General features: G+C 38.9%; 4 protein-coding genes and 1 pseudogene. 2 read left to right on the top strand and 3 right to left on the bottom strand.

The annotated features are described in order from the left end of the window. Positions 1–585: pseudogene (locus AWN68_RS06185) on the bottom strand (hypothetical protein); the annotation flags it as partial. Between the two features lie 754 nt (positions 586–1,339). Here AWN68_RS06185 and AWN68_RS06190 point away from each other — a divergent pair. Further along, on the top strand, positions 1,340–15,487 hold the full coding sequence (locus AWN68_RS06190) for an NHL domain-containing protein (RefSeq protein WP_068412853.1): 14,148 nt from the start codon (positions 1,340–1,342) through the stop codon (positions 15,485–15,487). Between the two features lie 175 nt (positions 15,488–15,662). Here AWN68_RS06190 and AWN68_RS06195 read toward each other — a convergent pair whose 3' ends face one another. Both AWN68_RS06195 and AWN68_RS06200 read right to left on the bottom strand, forming a co-directional pair. Next, complete coding sequence (locus AWN68_RS06195) at positions 15,663–16,334, bottom strand: LytR/AlgR family response regulator transcription factor (protein ID WP_068412854.1); 672 nt, start codon at positions 16,332–16,334, stop codon at positions 15,663–15,665. Then, positions 16,327–17,937 (bottom strand): sensor histidine kinase, encoded by a 1,611-nt coding sequence (locus AWN68_RS06200; protein WP_068412860.1) that lies wholly within the window; start codon positions 17,935–17,937, stop codon positions 16,327–16,329. The genes AWN68_RS06195 and AWN68_RS06200 overlap by 8 nt, the downstream gene beginning before the upstream one ends. Positions 17,938–18,376: 439 nt before the next feature. Here AWN68_RS06200 and AWN68_RS06205 point away from each other — a divergent pair, with 439 nt between their 5' ends. Continuing rightward, positions 18,377–19,996: a M14 family metallopeptidase gene (locus tag AWN68_RS06205; protein WP_068412862.1), complete on the top strand. Its 1,620-nt coding sequence runs from the start codon at positions 18,377–18,379 to the stop codon at positions 19,994–19,996.

Raw genomic sequence — 19,996 nt, forward strand, 5'->3', positions numbered from 1 at the left:
GGTACCGTTAGTTCCAGCAATACCTTGAATTCCCTGAACTCCTTGGGTTCCAATGATAGAAGTAGGGCTTCCCCAGTTTCCAATGGTTTTAGGCCCGAATAGGTCTAGCGTAGTAGTGTTGATAAAGAAGTCACCGTCTACGCCATTGGAGGAAGTAGGGTTTGTGGCGCCACTTAAGAGCGCGTTTCCGTTAGAGGACCTACTTAGTTTCACAGATCCGCCATTTTCTAAGGTTAAAAGACCAGTTGTTTCATCAAAACTCAACTGTTGAAAACTAAGGTTCTTTTGCTTATCAAAATCGATTAGATAATTCCAGCCACTCGTTGAGTAAAAATGAAATCCGATAGGTTCATCAATTTGGAATACTAGGAGTCCGAGTGGAGGGTTGACTATCGCTTGCTTTTGTTGACTTGATAATCGAGGTATGAGTAGCCCTTGGTTATTAGACTTTAACTCTAAGATTGCTGCGCTGTCTGGTTTGAAATCAACACTACCTATACCAACTGATTGTGCGCTAAGTCCTAGGTTCAAAGTCAAGAACAAAAAGGGAATAAGAATCAGTTGATTAAAGTTAGTTTTAATCATCGTTCAGGTGGTTTTAGTTAAGTTCTCTAATTCTGTTAAGACTCTTTAGGTAATGGATTTGACCTTTACTTTAAGTCTTGTGCACATATCATATACGAGATGTCTGAAACAATCCGATCTATTAAGTGCCATACTCTTTTTTTTACTTTTGAGCCTATCTGGTTTTCTCCCTTTTTAGTTAAAAACACAAGTTGTCTGATAAGGCTCTTAATCAAACATAATGTTATAAATCAGCCAACAGATGATCCTTTCACCCATTATTGGCACTAAGAGAAATACCTAGTACGGTATTTATGAGCACTAAATAAGGCTTATAATAGGTTTGTGTTTTGGGATTAGAGAAGTCTTTCAAGTACTAGAAATTACATTAGTACGACAGTTTCAAAGGTGTGTTTTACGTATTCCGAATGAAGGGGGAATTGATAACGAACAAGAACTCGAGCAAATAGTGATCTTTAACAATCAAAATTAAGTGAAATTTATTTTGGTGCAGTTCGATTTTTTTCAACAATAATATTGGCTTTTGGTGCTATGGAAGAGGGTGGGGCTTTTTGGAAACTATAGTCGATTCAATTTGAAACGACTACATGTTTAGACTCTTCCATCTAAACAGGTCAAGTACCATTCAACAGGAGAAATGAAAGACTCTTACTTTTTATGACTTATTAGGTTTTATTTTATCAGAATTCTAATAGGACTTGAGAAATAAAGTTATCTTTAGGCGATATAACCAAAACTATACCCTACAGCTTATATGGCTCGTCTCTTACCCATTGTGAAGTACTCTTTGCTTCCTTTGATCTTTCTTCTTTTTAGCCAAAAAGTATATTCCCAGAAATTGGACTGGGTATCTGAATTAAAAACTCTAGAATACAGAAATAATGTAAGCTTGTTTGTCGATGACAATCTATACAGCTCTGCTGAAAAAAGATTAGAGGTTACTGTGAATGATGGGTTAGATCCTGTATTCACTTCGGCAACCACAGCCAATTTTGTAGAAAACGGAACAGGGACTGCTTATACTGCGGTAGCGACTGATTCAAACCCGATTACTTATTCATTAGGCACAGATAAAGACGAATCACTTTTTAATATTGACGCTACTTCTGGTGAAGTAACTTTTAAATCTGCTCCAGATTTTGAGACACCAATAGATGCAAATACGGATAACGATTATGCGATTGAGGTTAAAGCCAGTGATGGGGTAAATCAGATAAACCAAACGGTAACCATCACCGTGACTGATGTTGACGATACAAATCCCGTTTTCACTTCGGCAGCCACAGCTACTTTTGTTGAAAACGGAACAGGCACTGCTTATACAGCAGTGGCTAACGATGTGAATACAGTTACTTACAGTATTGATGCAGGAGATGATGGCGACAAGTTCAACATTGTGGGCGCAACGGGTGTGGTTACTTTTAAATCTGCTCCTGACTTTGAAAGCCCATCGGATGTAGGTTCAGATAACACATATTTAGTCCGAATAATAGCCAGAGATGATGTAGGAAATTCAAGTAATCAAACGGTCACTATTACGGTAACCAATGTCAGTGATGTAAATCCAACCTTCACATCCACAGCAGTCACGACAATCAATGATAATGCTACTTATATTTATGCCATAACCACGAGTGATGCGGATGGAGATGCAGTAACGGTGACAGCAAACACTAAACCCTCCTGGCTCAATTTGACTGAAGGACAGGCTATTGTTAGCACGATTGCAGGGAGTAGTGCGCTTGGATCTGCTGAAGGCACAGGGACTGCTGCCGCTTTTTGGGATCCAAGAGGCATTGTAGTAGATGCTGTTGGGAATATCTATGTAGCAGATCAACAAAATAATAGAATTCGAATTATCGATACGCAAGGAGTTGTTTCAACATGGGTGGGCTCAACAAGTAGAGGGTTGGTTAATGGTATTGGCACTGAAGCTCGTTTTTTCTTACCAAGCGCTCTTGCAATAGATGCTAACGGTAATATCTATGTCGCTGATTCTGGCAATCATACGATAAGGAAAATCAGTCCTTCCGGTGTGGTAACTACATTGGCGGGGTCATTTGGAAGTGGAGCAGACGGTACTGGTACGTCAGCTCTTTTCAATAACCCTGCTGGGCTTGCGGTAGACTCTGAGGGTAATGTGTATGTAAGTGATGACCAGAACTACTCAATCAGAAAAATTACCCCAGAGGGAGTTGTCACCACATTGGCGGGATCTGGAAATAGGGGGTCATCCAATGGCACGGGAACTGAAGCTGAATTCGATAATCCAAGAGGTTTGGCAGTAGGGCCGGATGGAAATATTTACCTAGCAGATAGAGAGAATAATTTGATTCGTAAGATTACCCCAGAGGGAGTTGTCACCACTTTCGTGGGTTCAGGAAATGCGTCCTTCGCTGATGGAACAGGATCGGAAGCTGAGTTCTATAATCCGGTTGATGTTGTATTTGATCGGGCAGGAAATCTATATGTTTTGGACCAGTTTAATCAAAGAATAAGAAAGGTTACTGCTGAGGGGGAAGTGACAACAGTGGCAGGGTCCTCTTTTTCCCCGGTAATTTCAGTGGATGGTATTGGAACAAGTGCTTCTTTCTATTTCGGGTATCATATGACCGCTGATCAAAATGGTGATTTATACGTTGCACAAACACACAGCATTAGAAAAATAGAAATTACAGAAGCCTTGTTGAGCGGGAATCCTACCGATCAGTTGGGTACACACAGCGTTGTACTCGATGCAGCCGATGATAACGGAGGTACTGCACAGCAGAGCTTCACCATTACGGTTCTGGATGCACCTCCAGTGTTCACTTCAGCTACCACAGCCAATTTTGTAGAAAACGGAACAGGGACTGCTTATACTGCGGTAGCGACTGATTTCAACCCGATTACTTATTCATTAGGCACAGATAAAGACGAATCACTTTTTAATATTGACCCTACTTCTGGTGAAGTAACCTTTAAATCTGCTCCAGATTTTGAGACACCAATAGATGCAAATACGGATAACGATTATGCGATTGAGGTTAAAGCCAGCGATGGGCTTAACGAAGTAAGCCAGAATGTATCAATCACGATTACTGATGTTGATGAGATTGCACCAGTCTTCACCTCAACAGAATCAGTGTTTTTTGCCAATAAAGGTACAGGTGTTGCTTATGCTGCGACAGCATCGGATACTAATGTTATTGCATTTAGTCTTGGAAGCGATAATGACGAACAACTGTTCGATTTGAATTCATCTACAGGCGAAGTTAGTTTTAAAAGTGTACCTGATTTTGATAATCCAGCAGATGCCAATAGTGATAATACTTACTTAGTTCAAGTCATAGCAAACGATGGACTACAAGCTGCAAGTCAAATTGTATCCATTAAAGTATTGTCGTTAAAGTTTGAATCGGCACCCATATTGAATATCTCTAACACGGAGACTTATAATTATAATGTTGTGGTTAGTGCCTCAAATGGAGGGTCAATGGTTATTAACGGGGATAATTTACCGTCTTGGTTAACACTTAAGAATCAAGCAGAAGTGACTAGTACTAGTGGTATAACTAATGGTGTCAATACTGCTCTAACTCAAGATACAAATGGTGATTTTTATGCAGTTTCGAATAACCAGGTATTAAAGATTGATGGTATGGGCAATGTCACTGTCGTGGCAGGGTCGGGAGATTTTGCATTTGCAGATGGTACAGGAATAAACGCCTCATTTGCTGTTCCAACGGCAATTACTATGGGGCCTGATGGAAACCTTTACGTGGCAGACATGAGAAATAGCAGAATTAGAAAGGTGACCAAGGAGGGGGTTGTAACTACTTTTGCAGGAAAAGGAAATACTGGTTTTGAAGTTATCGATGGCCCAGCAAGTCAAGCTTCTTTTATATGGCCGAGTGATTTAGAATTTGATTCACATGGTAATCTCTTCGTGGTCGACAGAAGGTCTCATTCAATCAGAAAAATAGATACTAATGGTGATGTTTCTACGGTAGCTGGGGATGGAAGAAAATGGTATATAGATAGAGGCGATGGTCCTACTTTAAGTGGACTAGATGGTGAGTTTGCTGATGGACAAGGTATTAATGCTAAGTTTAATGCTCCTCTTCAATTAGCCATTGATGGAAGCGATAATATTTATGTAGTTGATAATGGTAACTATAGAATTAGAGAAATCTCACCTACTGGTTTAGTAAGTACTGTTGCTGGTTCTACTCGTGGTACTAATGATGGTATTGGCTCATCTGCTCAATTCGATTCCCCGCTCAGTTTAGAATTAGGGCTCGATGGAGTGATATATGTTGGCGATGGAAATAAAATTAGGGGTATCACTAATGATGGATCGGTAACAACAATAGCGGGTGGAGTAACATCTGGTTTTGCCGATGGCATTGGGACGGATGCAGTTTTTTCGGGTGTGTCGAATATTTTGCAGGCGAATGATGGGTTCCTATACATTCCTGATGATGCTAATCAAAAGTTCAGAAAGTTTAAGATAGTAGATTTGCTGACGGGCGATCCTTTCGAGCATGTTGGTGATCATCAAATTTCCTTAGTTGCTACTGACGCTAATTTAGAATCAATATCACAACAATTTACGCTTCAGGTAAGAGATGTTATAACGCCATTTATCACTGAGATACTCAGGGTTAATCCAGTGGAGGAAGAGATCAAGTCTGATAATGTAGCATTCCTAGTAAAATTCAATGAAAAGGTTTTGAATGTAGATGCTTCTGATTTTGGAATCAGCTTGAATGGTGCTGATAATGTAGTAACGGATATTAGTCAAGATGTATTTGATGAGACCAAGTATAGAGTAAAAGTGAATGTTAGCAAGTTTGGTTTGGTTGATTTGAATTTAATGCCATCTACAGATATCACAGACTTTCATGGTAATGAGTTGAATAACTTAGTGCCAACGGGCTTAGAAGAGACTTTTCTTGTGCAAGCCAATAATTCTCCTACAATAGATTCATCGCCTCTTTTAGAAGTAGGCGATAGCGAGCTCTACAAATATGAATTAGTAATCAACGATTTAGATTTTGATTCCCTAACGCTAATAGGCACAACTTTACCAAGTTGGTTAACGCTTAGTATTGAATATGTGGTTGAAACATTAGCTGGTTCAGAAAGTGGATTTCAAGATGGCGTAGGTAATACAGCTAAATTTAGTAACCTCGGAGGTATAACGGTAGACCAGTTTGGAAATGCTTTCGTTACCGAGTATTCGAGTAATAATATTCGAAAAATAACCCCTTTAGGGGATGTAAGCACATTTACCCAAGTGATTAGAAGAATTCCAACTGCGGGAGGAGGAAGTACTTCTGTGATGCGACCAACCTCTATTATGTTTAGTCAAGATGGAGATTTTTACATTACTACAAACCGTTTTGGGACAATTGAAAAAATGAATGGTAAGGCAGACAGATTTACCCTCGCTGGAAGCGATCCTGGTTATGTTGATGGCACGGGAGCAACTGCACAGTTTAGAAACCCATTAGGCTTAGCAATAGACAGTGAAGGCAATTTAATTATTGCTGATACGGATAATCACTTGATTAGAAAAGTAAGCCCTTCAGGGGTTGTGTCAACTTTTGCCGGTTCAACAAGAGGATATCAAGATGGTAGTAAAAATGTAGCCCGTTTCGATATGCCCACAGATGTTGTAATAGATAAAATAGGAAATATTTTCATTGTAGACTCTGGCAATAACAGGATAAGAAAGATTGACCAATCTGGTAATGTCACAACATTCGCAGGATCTAGTGCGGGATTTGCCGATGGCTTAGGTCAAAGTGCCCAATTTAATTCTCCTTTATATATAGCTGTTGATCCTTATAATAATCTTTACGTTGTAGATCGATTTAATCACAAAGTTCGAAAGATAGATGCCTCAGGGAATGTAAGCACAATTGCTGGTAGCACTTCAGGATTCTACGATGGATCCGCAGAAGAGAGCAAGTTTAATACGCTAGCTGGTATTGCAATTGACCATGCAGGTAATATAATTGTCGCTGATGCAGGTAATTCACGAATAAGAAAGATTTCGAAAAAGTATATCCTTTCTGGCTCAGCCATTGGGCAATCAGGGACCCATGACGTAAGCCTTAGTTTGAATGATAATAATGAAGGAACAGTTTATCAGAATTTTCAAATTGAAATTAACGATGTTATAGCGCCCATCGTCACTTCGCCCGCCACTATATCTTTTACTGAAAACGCAACAGGCACAGCTTATACCGTTACGGCTACTGATACGAATACGATTACTTATAGCTTAGGCACAAACAATGACGAAGCATTATTCAATATAAATGCGGGAGTGATAACATTCAATACGCCCCCAGATTTTGAGGCACCATTAGATGCAAACACGGATAATGCCTATGTGATTGAAGTCGGAGCCAGTGATGGCGTAAATCAGGTAAACCAGACGGTAACCATTACTGTGACTGATGTTGACGATACAAATCCAGTGTTCACATCACTTATCACAGCTAGTTTTGCAGAAAATGGAACAGGAGTCGCATACACTGCGGTAGCTACTGATACCAATACGCTTAGTTATTCATTAGGTGCTTGTAATGACGAGAACCTTTTTAATATTAATGCTGCAACTGGAGAGGTAACATTCAAATCTTCTCCCGACTTCGAATCTGCAACCGATTCAGATTCGGATAATACCTATGTGATTGAAATTAGGGTAAGTGATGGGATAAATGAGGTGAGTCAAACAGTGATAGTATCAGTTGCTGATAGCAATGACCCACCACTATTAACAGGTAATGGCAGAGATTTTACCTATACAGAAGCTTTTCAGTCTGGCATTAGTACTTTGTTATTTGAGAATATTTCAGTTTCGACAGTGGAGCCAGATCAGTTGATTACCTCTTTTTCTATAGAGTTGACAAACATAGCTGCCTTTCCAAATGCTGGGAGCTTTGAGAGTTTTGATGGTTCAACCATATGGTTATCTAACTCTAGAGGTACTACTCAAAACAATGGTTTGGAGATGAGGCGTGAAGTGATTTCTGGAGTAAATACAATGACCTTTACTAAAGAATCAGGTATTACTACTGATGTGTTTAATACAATATTGAACAACGTAAAGTATAACTATGCTGGTAGAGATCCTGATGTGGAAAATGTTCGAACTTTTGTTTTAAAAACTATTCAAGATAATGGGAGCAATGAGGCAGATAATAATACTGGAACTTTTGCAATAACTTCCAATGTAACGCTGATTGGAACAGATACAGAACCTTATTTGAGTTCCTCTCCATTGAACCCTACACATTATGTAGGTAATAATCCAGTAAGTCTTTTTAAGGATACTAATGCCTCTGCAGTAGAGTCTTCTCAGAAAATTAGTCAAATAGAATTTACAGTTAACAATTTAGTGGATGGCGCAGAAGAACTTATTTTTATTGATGGTCAGCAGTTTACATTAACAGATGGCGAGTCTGGAGTAACAGTCAATAATTCAATCACTGTTAATATTGAATTAGTCGATGATATAGCGACAGTTAGACTGTCAGCATCTCAAGGCTTAAGCGATGATTCAACAATCGACCTTATAAATGGTATAACTTATAGTAATACCAATCAATCCCCAGTAGCTGGTACAAGAGGAGTAACCTTGATAAAAGTTATTGATACTGGTAATAATACTGGTAATGACAGAAATGAGCAGGTGTTTTCAATTAGTAGTAGCATCAATTTGCTTAACGAAACTGTTCCTCCACCCGTATTCACTTCTGCTGCAACTGTAAATTTCACTGAGAATGGAACTGGGGTGGTTTATACGGCTCAAGTAACTAGTGTAAACACTGTTACTTATAGCTTTGGCACAGACAATGATGAGGCTTTATTTGATTTTGGTGCGGCTTCCGGAGAGGTCGTTTTTAAATCTTCTCCTGATTTTGAATCGCCAATAGGTTTGGGTACCGATAACACTTACGTTATTGAAATTAATGCAAATGATGGAGTGAACTCTGTAAGTAAAACTGTGAATATTAGTGTTACAAACCTTAATGAAGCTCCTGTTTTTACTTCAACACCTATTACTGAAATTGATGATAATGAGACTTATGGCTACAATATTACAGTAACTGACCCCGAGAATGATAAAGTAGTCATTAGTGCTTCCGAGATCCCAAGTTGGTTGAATTTGAAAAATGAAACCTTGGATGAGGTGGACATATTTGCTGGTTCAAGGGGTGGATATATGGATGGAACAGGAGTGAATGCATCTTTTGCAAATCCATATGGTCTTGCTATCGACAATCAGGGCAATATTTTTGTCGCAGATAATTCTAACCATAGAATCAGAAAAATTAGCAAGGAGGGAGTAGTGTCTACTTTTGCTGGTTCTGGCGTGCCTGGTTATTCTGACGGCAATGGTCTATCAGCTCAATTCTATCGACCATATGACATAGCGGTGGATCATCTTGGATACTTATACGTTTCAGACTGGCAAAATAATAGAATAAGAAAAATAAGCCCCGATGGAGAAGTAACAACTATGGCTGGTTCGGGGGATGATGCATTCCGAGATGGGCAAGGGGTTAATGCATCCTTTAGCAATCCAATGGGCATCGATGTGGATAAATCGGGAAATGTATTCGTTGCAGATTTTATAAATGGTCGGATTAGAAAAATAGCCCCCTCTGGAGAGGTGACTACTATAGCTGGTAATGGCAGCAGAGGCCATTCCGATGGTATTGGGACGTCTGCATCGTTCGATGGGCCGAGTGGATTGGCAGTTGATCTAAATGGATACTTGTATGTTTCTGATCAGTACAATCACAGTATCCGAAAAATAGCGCCTGATGGTATGGTGAGAACATTAGTTTGGAGCGGAAATGGTGGAGTTAAAGATGGTGATCCTGGGATTGCTTATTTTCAATACCCAAGTGGTATAGCAGTGGACGATCTGGGGGTAGTTTTCGTAGCTGATAATGGTAATAGACGTATAAGAAGAATAGACCAAGCGGGTGTAACAACTACTATAATAGGTAATGGAACAGATGCTTATTCAGCTGGAATTGGGGTACAGGCAGGGATAGGACGTCCTTCTGGAATTGCAGTTGATTCAAATGGGGAATTATACATTAGTTCTGGTCCTTATGTACTCAAACGCTCGATAGGAAAAACGTTTATTCAAGGGATTTCTTCAGCTCCTTCGGGTTCTCATTCAGTTTTACTTGAGGCAAGAGATGAGTTAGGGAATGTATCGAACCAGTCGTTTACTATCACTGTTAATGACGTAACTGCTCCTATATTCACTTCGGCTGCAACAGCAACTTTTACAGAAAACGGAACGGGCACGGCATATACCGTCACTGCTACGGATGCCAGTGCAATTATTTACAGTTTAGGGACTGATAACGATGAGGATTTTTTCGATATCTCAGCTGGTGAAGTGTCATATAAATCTGCACCAGACTATGAAACTAAGAGCAACTATACAATAGTAGTAAAGGCAAGTGATGGCTTATATACTGCCTCACAAACAGTGACTATCACCATAGCGGATGTTGACGAAATTGCTCCTGTATTTACATCAGCTACTACAGTAAGTTTTATTGAAAATGGCACAGAGGTAGTTTATACGTCTATTGCAACAGATAATAGCCCATTGACCTACAGTTTGGGTGATGGCAATGACGAATCATTTTTTAATATTAATGCTACTTCTGGTGAATTGATTTTCAAATCTGCTCCAGATTTTGAAACCAAGAACAGTTATATAATAGTAATCAATGCAAATGATGGTTTCAATACGGTCTCGCAAACGGTGACCATCACCATTGTGGATGTTGACGAAATTGCGCCTGTATTTACATCAACCACCAAAGCAACTTTTACAGAAAATGGAACAGGGACGGTCTATACCGTCAAAGCTACTGATGCAAATGCAATTACCTACAGTTTAGGGACTGGCAATGATGAATCATTTTTCAACCTGACAGAAGGCGTATTAACCTTTAAGACATCTCCAGATTTTGAGACGAAGAGCAGTTATACTATTCAAGTAAGGGCGAATGACGGACTGAATGAGGCTACTCAGAATGTAACAATCACCATCACTGATGTAGATGAAATTCCTCCGGTATTCACTTCGGCTAATGAACTCATCTTTGGAGAAAACCGCATAGGTACAGTCTATACATTTACTGCAACTGATGCGAATGCTGTTACTTATAGCTTAGGTACTGGTAATGACGAAGCCTTTTTCAACATCGCAGCAGGGGTAGTAACATTCAAAAACGCTCCTGACTTCGAAACAAAATCGACATATGTAATCAATGTGATTGCAACGGATGCTAACAACAATGCTTCGAATCTGAATGTGACGATTAGGATTGTAGATCATGATGAGATTGTACCTATTGTTACCTTAACCGCAGATGTGAATGGATTGGCCTTTACACCATCAGTGAAAATGTCACTTAAGTTCAGTGAATATGTTACTGGACTCGATCTGTCAGATTTCACATTGATCAACGCTTCGATTTCTAACTTAGAAGGAACAGGCAATACTTATAGCTTTATCTTAAACTCGATACTTGATGGAAATGCCTCAGTCGGCCTTAAAGGGAATGCTGTTATAGACGTTGGTAACAACGGGAATTTGGCTTCGGCCACGTTCAATCAGAGTTTTGAAGCCCGCAATGAACTCCCTACAGAAATAAACTTGAGCACATCGGCAATTGCAGAAAACATCATCAACCGTGCAGAGGTAGGTAGCTTATCTACTAAAGATGTTGATGTAGGAGATCTTCATTCGTACAAACTTGTCAGTGGCTCGGGAAGTACGAACAATGATCTGTTTGATATCGTAGGGAATAAGCTCTTCAAAAAGGCAGGTTTGTCTTTTAACTATGAAGATGTAAAGTCACTTTCAGTTAGAATTCAAGTGGCGGATTTAAGAGGAGGAACCTATGAGACGGCCAAAACCATTACGGTTGCTGATGTAGCAGAACCTACTGCAGCTTTGACTATTGTTGATGCTTCTAATATCGAGTTAGGAGGTAAGAGCATCATATTTGACTTAGTGAAAATAGGGGCGAGCAAAACACGTCAGGTGAAGATCAAGAACACAAGTCCAGATGCAAGCTTACAAGTAAGTAATATTAAACTACCGGTAGGTTTTACAGCGAGTGTGTCTAGCTTTACTTTGGGGATTGGAGAGGAAAAAACAGTCACTATTACTTTCAGCCCAACGGATGATCAGTTCTTACTCAATAGGCTTGAGGTGATCAGCAATGCGGATATTCAACAATTATTTGTGGTAGGGAAAGGCCTTAAGAATAGAGCACCCATTGCTATGGCCCCTTCTGTAAGAATAGCCCATGTACCTGGGAACTTATTTAAATTGATAGGTTATGACCCTGAAGGTGAGCTTGTTGACTTTGTTATTATTGAAGGGCCTAGTTTAGGTACCTTAACGGCTCGTACACAAGCTGGTGAATACACTTTTGTCCCCAATGGTCTGTCTCCTGAAACGGTGTATGAAGATCAAGTAATATTTAAAGCAGTTGAGCAAGGTGGAGGTTTATCTTCGCAAGAAGCCACAGTACGTTTTAAATTTAGTATTCCTGATTCCAAGCATGCGCTTTATCCTATTACAATAGAACCAAAAGATGAAAATAACATTGACTTGGTGGTTAAACTTGAAGATCAGGTAATCAATAATGAGTACTTCATTAATGGCTTTTATAGAGGTAAGGAAGAAAAACTGAACAAAGTATTTAGAGAAAATATTGCGATATCTAATTCAGCTTTTACTGTTGATGGTAGCACACTAACGTATAGAGTATCATTAAGTAAAACTGACTACCCTGCCTTATTTACGAACACTAAAGTTTTGTTGGGGGTGAGTATATCAACCACCAATGGATTTCGCGATTCAAAAGCACAAATATTTAGTAGAAACACAGCTGGTAACTTAGGCGGTGGCGGAATTAATGATGATTCATCTATTGATGGTAATTTCTCCGTGTTCTCAGTTGATTCATCAGTGCCTGAAAATGAAACGGTTAATCTTAAATTATCTGCCGTTGAATTTGGTGACTTTGACCTGTCTGATGCCGTAGTTGCAATCGTAAAAGGGCCTATTAGCGGCACTGTAGGCACTCCTAAGCTAGCCTCTAGCAAGGATGGCTTTATCGAGTGGACGATAGCGTATACCTCTGCATCGGAAATTGGGTTAAAGGATTCGGTACAGTTTAGTGTAACACATAAAGGAAGAAATGAAACCTTGTTGGCATACGCTCGGGTTCAGGTCATTGACGTTCCTGATGCACCAACGTTGGTGGATATAAATGATCAGTCAATGGATGAAGATAAAACGCTGTCGGTAGATTTTACGGCTACTGATCCAGATAGTCAATTATCTTATCAAGTGATTTCATCCAATGCAAATGTTACTGGAACAGTAGTGGATGGTAAAATAGAGTTGAAAGCTGCCAATGATTTTAATGGCAATGTAAATATCCAGCTGTTGGTTACTGAGGTGGGGGGGGCAAGTCCACAAGTAGTCACCGATGATTTCAGTTTGGTAATAGTGCCGGTAAATGATTCTCCCATTATGGGGGATATTCAAAATCAAACCGTGGCGGAAGATAATCAGTTGATAATACCTCTTTCTGCGACTGATATTGACGGAAATGTAAGTGTCTTTAATTATTTGGCCAGCTCCAATGCTGATAATAATGTATCCTATAAAATTGAAAACGGGTCATTAACTGTAACTCCAAAAGCGGACTTCTTTGGAGAACTTGAATTTACCGTTAATGCGGATGACGGAACTGGAACCAAAACAGCCTTATCTATTGGTAAGACTTTTAAAGTAACAGTAACTCCAGTGAATGATTCTCCAATTTTGAGCAAAGCGCTAAACACTCAGACGCTGGTTCAAGGTTTTCCAGCGTACTCACTAGACCTTGCTAATTTCTTTGAGGATAAGGAGACCGTTGCCAAAGATTTAACCTATACGGTGAGTAGCATTTCTAATGTTGCTTTGTCAATGAGTGGTAGTATACTCACCATAACCTCTTCTAATGGAAATGTTGGTTTAGAAACAGCCAAATTGACGGTTAGTGACGGTCAGTTAACCACTCTTCAGGATTTAAATTTCTTAACGGCTGTTAATAGTAAAGACATTACAATAGCCAATTCTATATCTGATATTACACTACAAGAAGATTTTGGATTGAAGGAAATAGACTTGAGCACTGTATTCTCTTATGCAATTAACCCGAGTGCTAAATTTGCTTACAGCTTAGCTGGTAACCAAAACCTAAATGCATCGATCAATGGAAATAAAATAGAGCTTAGCTCTGTTGCCAATTTTAATGGGCTCGATAAATTATATGTAACCGCAATGGTAGAGGGCAAAGCCTCTATGATGAGCTTTAATATTACGGTCAGTGCTGTGAATGATTTACCTACTTTGGTTACAAAAACTGGAGATCAATCTATTCTTGAAGACGCAGTGTTTAAGAAAACTATTTCTTCTTCAAGCTTTGCAGATATTGACAATGATGTATTGACCTACTCAGCCAGTTATACAGCCAGTTGGTTAAGTTTTGATGCAACCACAAGGACTTTCTCTGGTACCCCAGATAATGGTAATGTAGGTGAAGTGGCAGTGACGTTGACAGCTACTGATCCTTCAGGTGGTAAGGCCAATGATGTTTTTAAAATTATAGTCAGTAATGTAAATGACGCGCCAACTGCTATAGTTTTGGAATCTAATACAATGGAGGAAAATACAGTGCTTGGAACTGCTATTTCGAGCTTATCGAGTATTGATGTGGATGCCGGAGATAATGTATTTACTTATCAGTTTGTAAGTGGAGTAGGGAGTACAGACAATGATAAATTCACATTGGCCAATGGTAAGTTGGTTTTAGCGGCTTCTGTTGATTATGAGAAAAAGTCCAGCTATTCTATAAGGCTTAGAACCACGGATGGCTTTGAGGGTAGTTTTGAACAAGTAATGACCATCAAAGTGAAGGATGTAAACGAAAGTCCAACCGAGATTAGCCTGTCATCAGCAGTACTCACTGAGAATGCTGCCATCGGAACCTCAGTTGGTTTGTTAGCCTCGGTTGACCAAGATGCTGAAGACAGCCACACTTATGCTATGGCAACAGGTACAGGAGATACAAATAATGCTTCGTTTGAAGTTGTAGATAATAAGTTAGTGGCTAAAGCGTCATTTGATTTTGAAACCAAAGAATCTTATTTGGTAAGAATCAAAGCTACCGATACAGGAGGCTTGTCATTTGAAAAGAGTTTTGTCATATCAATTACGAATCAAGCTGAAGCTCTATTGAGAGTAGAGGTTGGGGAAAGTGCAGAAACCACCAATGTAGGAGAAACTTCAGCTCTAGAAATTTCAATCTTCAATGATGGTGATGGCCAAATGGAGGTGAGTTCAATCACCTACCCAGATGGTTTTACTGGCCCAGCCACGATTGACGCAATAGCTCCATCAACGAATAAGTCAATAACCATTAATTTTGTACCAACGGAGGCTAAAACCTATACGGGTAATATTGTATTTAAATATAATGGAGGCTCGGGTATTAAATCAGTGGTTGCAGTAGCCGAAATGGTGACTTCAATCGATGATGGGGTTATTGATGAAGTGGCAGTAAGTATTTATCCAAACCCTGCTAATGATCGAATTACACTCGATTTGATTCAATATAATGGAAGACCCGTTGATGTTTTAATACTTAATGAGTCTGGGCTTCAGCTATACAATAGCTCGAATATTATAAATACATCCCATGACATTGAGGTCGGCAACTATCTTCAGGGTATTTATATTGTATTGATTAAATCAGAAATCGGTGTGGTAAGAAAGAAACTGATGATTTTCAGGTAGTAAAGGTTTTGGTACCTGATATTTTAGAAACAAAAAGCCGGAGGAGACTTCGGTTTTTTGTTTTCAGGTAATATTAAGGTTTACTAGCTCAAAGAAGCACCCATTGGGGGTAGGTCTGTTGAGTTGAACTGCTTGCCTCTATTTGTGTTTTGTTTACTTTTTTATATTAAGTTGGTTACTGTGAATTGAGAAACCTTTCAATATTGTCTTTATAGCTTCTTGAAATGGGGATTTTATGCCCCTTTAAGCTTAGATGATTTGCTGAAAACTGGAGCACATACTGACTGTTTACTAAATAAGACCTGTGCACCCGTAAAAACAATGAAGGAAGCTCGTTTTCAATTTCCTTTAGGAGCTTTCTCTGTATAAAGTGATGTTGGGGGGTATGTATTTCAATATAGACCCCATCTGACTTTACATAAACTATATCGTTTGGATTAATATATTCAACACCATTAGCAGTACGGATTTTAAGTGTTTCAGGTAGTTTATGAGCAATGATCTCCAATGCGGCAGTAACATCTACCTCATGGAAAGGTTTACTAATATAAGCAGCGGGTGCTAGGCGGGCAGCAGCCTTTAATGTCTCTTTGTCTTTGTTGGCGGTTATGAAAACAAAAGGCTTTTGATGTTCCGTAAGTTTAGGCCCTAGGTCTAACCCTGTTACCTTTGAAGAAAGAAAAATATCAACAATGGCCGCATCAAACTCCCAATCGGTTTCTTTGAGAAAATCCTCGCCACTATGATAAATCCCTACCACCCAAAAATTATGCTGTGACACCAGTTTTTTTAAGTGTGTCGCGGCAAAAAACTCATCTTCTATAATGACAATTTTGGCTTTAAACATGAAATGAAAAATTAAACTGACCGTTTTTAGGATCGAAAAGAAAATCGAACCCACCCACTCTTTCAACTAATTGTCTAATCAATACGCTACCGGTCCCTTCCTTATAATTAAGGTCCCAGGGTGAATTGTCCTTGTAATAAAAAGTAAATATCTCATTGTCTTTAGAAATTTCTATATGAGCTTGTTTAGCTGCTGCTTTCGAGTGTTCCATTGTGTTGGAGAGCATTTCGTTAAAAATTAGCCCAAAATAAACAATTCGCTGGCTACGAATCTCCGCGTTTTCAAATTGATGTGAGATGATAAAGTGAGTGGTTGATAAATCAGAATAGAGCTTAATGATTTCGTTAAAATATATTTCTAGGCTCACCTTTTCATTGTGAACGTCTGCATAAAGGTGTTTGTGCAAGGCACTGATTGTTTGAATCTTTCTAGACATCCGTTTTATAACAGTCAGGTCATTCACATTTGGAGTAGTCTCGGCAAACTCGAACATTGATATCACCATTTGTAAGTTGTTTTTTATTCGGTGGTTGCTTTCGATCATTAGCATTTGATATTGTTTATTGGCCGTTTCGAGCTGCTGATTCATGACTTTGAGTTTGTTCCTTAATATCAATTCCCTGTAAAAAAGAATAGCTATGCTAAGTATGATAACTATTAAAATAGAGAGGTAAATAAAAAGATTTCTTGTACGTATTTCTTGTTGTGTTAATGCTAGTTGAGCATTTATGGCTTCATTTTGAAAGTTCAGTGTTTCTTGCTGAACTCTAAAATTATCGAGCCTTTCAGAACCAATTGCTGCGCTATACTTAATTAAGGACTTGTTCGCTTTGTCCTTCCATTTAAAATAGTTGAGGGAGTCGCCAGACTTTAAAATGTATTGATAGGCAATAATATTGAAAAGCTCTACTTCTGCGGTATGCCAATTTTTACCTCCTGTTTCCTTTAAAAGTATTTGTATAATTGAATCAGCCTTGTCATGATCATGAATTGTGTTCTGATAAATATTTAGGACTTTGGTCATTGCACCAACATAGTTGTGTCTATCGTTATTTTTCAAAAAAAGCTGTGCAGCTTCTAAGTGATAAGGTAGTGCGTCACTACCTCCGATTAAATGACCGAACTCGTTTTTTAATAATGCTTTTTCAATTTCAAAGTCATAACTATCGGCAAATTCAAGCCCAAGGTTAATGTATTTACTTACCGAGTCTACGGTCTGTTGTCGGTCATCAAAGCTTGATTCGTGATATATTGCTGCAAGCCGTCCTAGCTTTTTGACATGTTCAAGGGGATATTTCTCAGTGTTTTTCAATCTTAAAAGTAATGCTGCCCCTTTGTCGTAATCCCTTGTTTTTCTTAAAGTTTCTGCCAAAAAAATAGTGGCCTGAATCTCTTCCTTTTCTAAATAATTTAGCTGTGCTAATTTTATGGATTTGGTGAGTTCCTCTATGCTCTCTGAGTATAGATTGGCCCGGCTCAGTTTCTTGGCTTGGTCAAAGTGTTGCTGGAAATCTCTGGTAGAAAGCTGCGACTCCTGTGCATTTATAATTATCGTGAAACAGAGCGAAATTATCAGATAGCTATATGGAAAAAGATTTCTCAATACTAAGTAGTTCGTGCTTTTAAGAAATTAATAATCATCTAAAGTAGTGAATAGACCCTTGTTTCTATATTTTTTATTGAATGAAGTTTTTTGAATATAGAAGAGTTTGAGGAGTTCCTTATGCTGTAAGTCATCCACAACAGAAATGGGTTATTCACAACAATACCAATTGAAGGTAATACAGAAGTAGTAGATTGAACATAATAACCTCAACCAGTATATTTTTTCAACTATGACATTCTAGCTTATTCAATTTGATAAAGAATGCTATTATGTTTGAGAACCCAGAAGTGATTTTGGGTTCTTTTTTATGTCTTCCATCTAACCCGATCAGATACCATTCAACAGAGGAATTGAATGCCTTTAGTAATCCTCGATTTTTTCAACACCATTTTTTCCTTAAACTCATGGTTTAATTGAACAAACTATTAATTAGCCTATGAACCAGAAAGTCAAAAAATGGGTATTGGGGGCACTATTTCTTTTTAGTGTTTCTCTTCAAGCCCAAGACTACAACAACGCTAATCAGCTTGAACAAAGGCTGAAGCAGTTGGCCGGGTCTTCACCCGATGTAAAACTAGAATCAATCACAAAAACCGATGGAGGGAAAGACATTTGGATGCTTACTCTTGGTAAAGGCGATGTAGATAGCAAACCAGCTATGGCCGTTGTCGGTGGGGTAGAAGGAGCACATGTTCTCGGAGTAGAGATGGCCGTTCGTTTTGCTGAAGGTATTGTGAAGGATAATGCGAATGTTTTAGAGAAAACTACTTTTTATGTTTTCCCAAACATGAGCCCTGATGCTACTGAGCAGTATTTCGCAAAATTGAAATACGAAAGAAGTGGCAATGCAAAACAAACAGATGATGACCGTGATGGGAAACTCAACGAAGATCCATTCGATGATTTGAACGGAGACGGAATCATTACTTGGATGCGTGTTGAAGATGCAACAGGTGACTGGATTACTCACCCTGCAGATAGCCGTGTGATGATCAAAGCCAATAAAGGCGAAGGTGAAAAAGGTAAATACAAGATATTTACAGAAGGAAGAGATAACGACAAAGACGGCAGCTTTAATGAAGATGGCGAAGGTGGAATCCACTTCAGAAAGAATTTAACTTATGAGTTTCCATACTTCGAAGCTGGAGCTGGTGAGCATTCTGTTTCTGAAAAAGAAAATAGAGCTCTACTAGATTTCCTTTATACTAAGTGGAACCTATATTCAGTATTTACTTTTGGCCCTGGAAATAACCTTGCGAGCCCATGGAAATTCAACCGTGCTGGTGCTTCAAAAAGAGTAGTAACCAGTATTTTGAGCGAAGATGCTGATTTGAATAAATTTATTTCTGATGCATATAATAAAACGACAGGAATGAAAAATGCACCTGCTTCTGGAGAACAAGGTGGTGATTTCTTGCAGTGGGCTTATTTCCACTTCGGAAGATTGAGCGTGGGTACACCAGGATGGTGGGCACCTACTGTAAAAGATGAAGAAGGAGGAGTTGCTAATAAAGACAAAAACCAAGAAGTGAACTTCTTAAGATGGGCAGCACAGGAAAACCTAAGCAACTATTTCGTTGATTGGAAAGAGATCAGTCACCCTGATTTCCCAAATCAAAAAGTAGAAGTAGGAGGTATTGCGCCATTCAAAATGAACAATCCTCCAATGTCAATGGTAGGCGATGCTTCTAAAAAGAACAATGATTTTATTGTTGAATTAGTAGGAATGCAAGCCGATGTTAAATTGGTGAATCTTAAGTCTGAAGCCGTTGGTAAAGGAATGACAAGAATTACGGTAGATGTTTACAATGCGGGTACACTGCCAACTCATACGCAAATGGGAACTCGTTCTCGTTGGTTAATGCCAATAAGAGTTGAAGTGAAGCTTGGTAAGGATCAAGAAGTGATTTCTGGCCGAAGAATTATGACCATAAATAACCTTGATGGTGATGGGTCACAACAATTTACTTGGCTTGTAAAAGGAAACGGATCAGTTCAAATTGAAGCTGGCGCTCCACATGCGGGTGTTGATAACGTAACTGTAAACCTTAAATAA

The sequence above is a fragment of the Roseivirga echinicomitans genome, assembly GCF_001592935.1.
GTDB classification, from domain to species: Bacteria; Bacteroidota; Bacteroidia; order Cytophagales; family Cyclobacteriaceae; genus Roseivirga; species Roseivirga echinicomitans.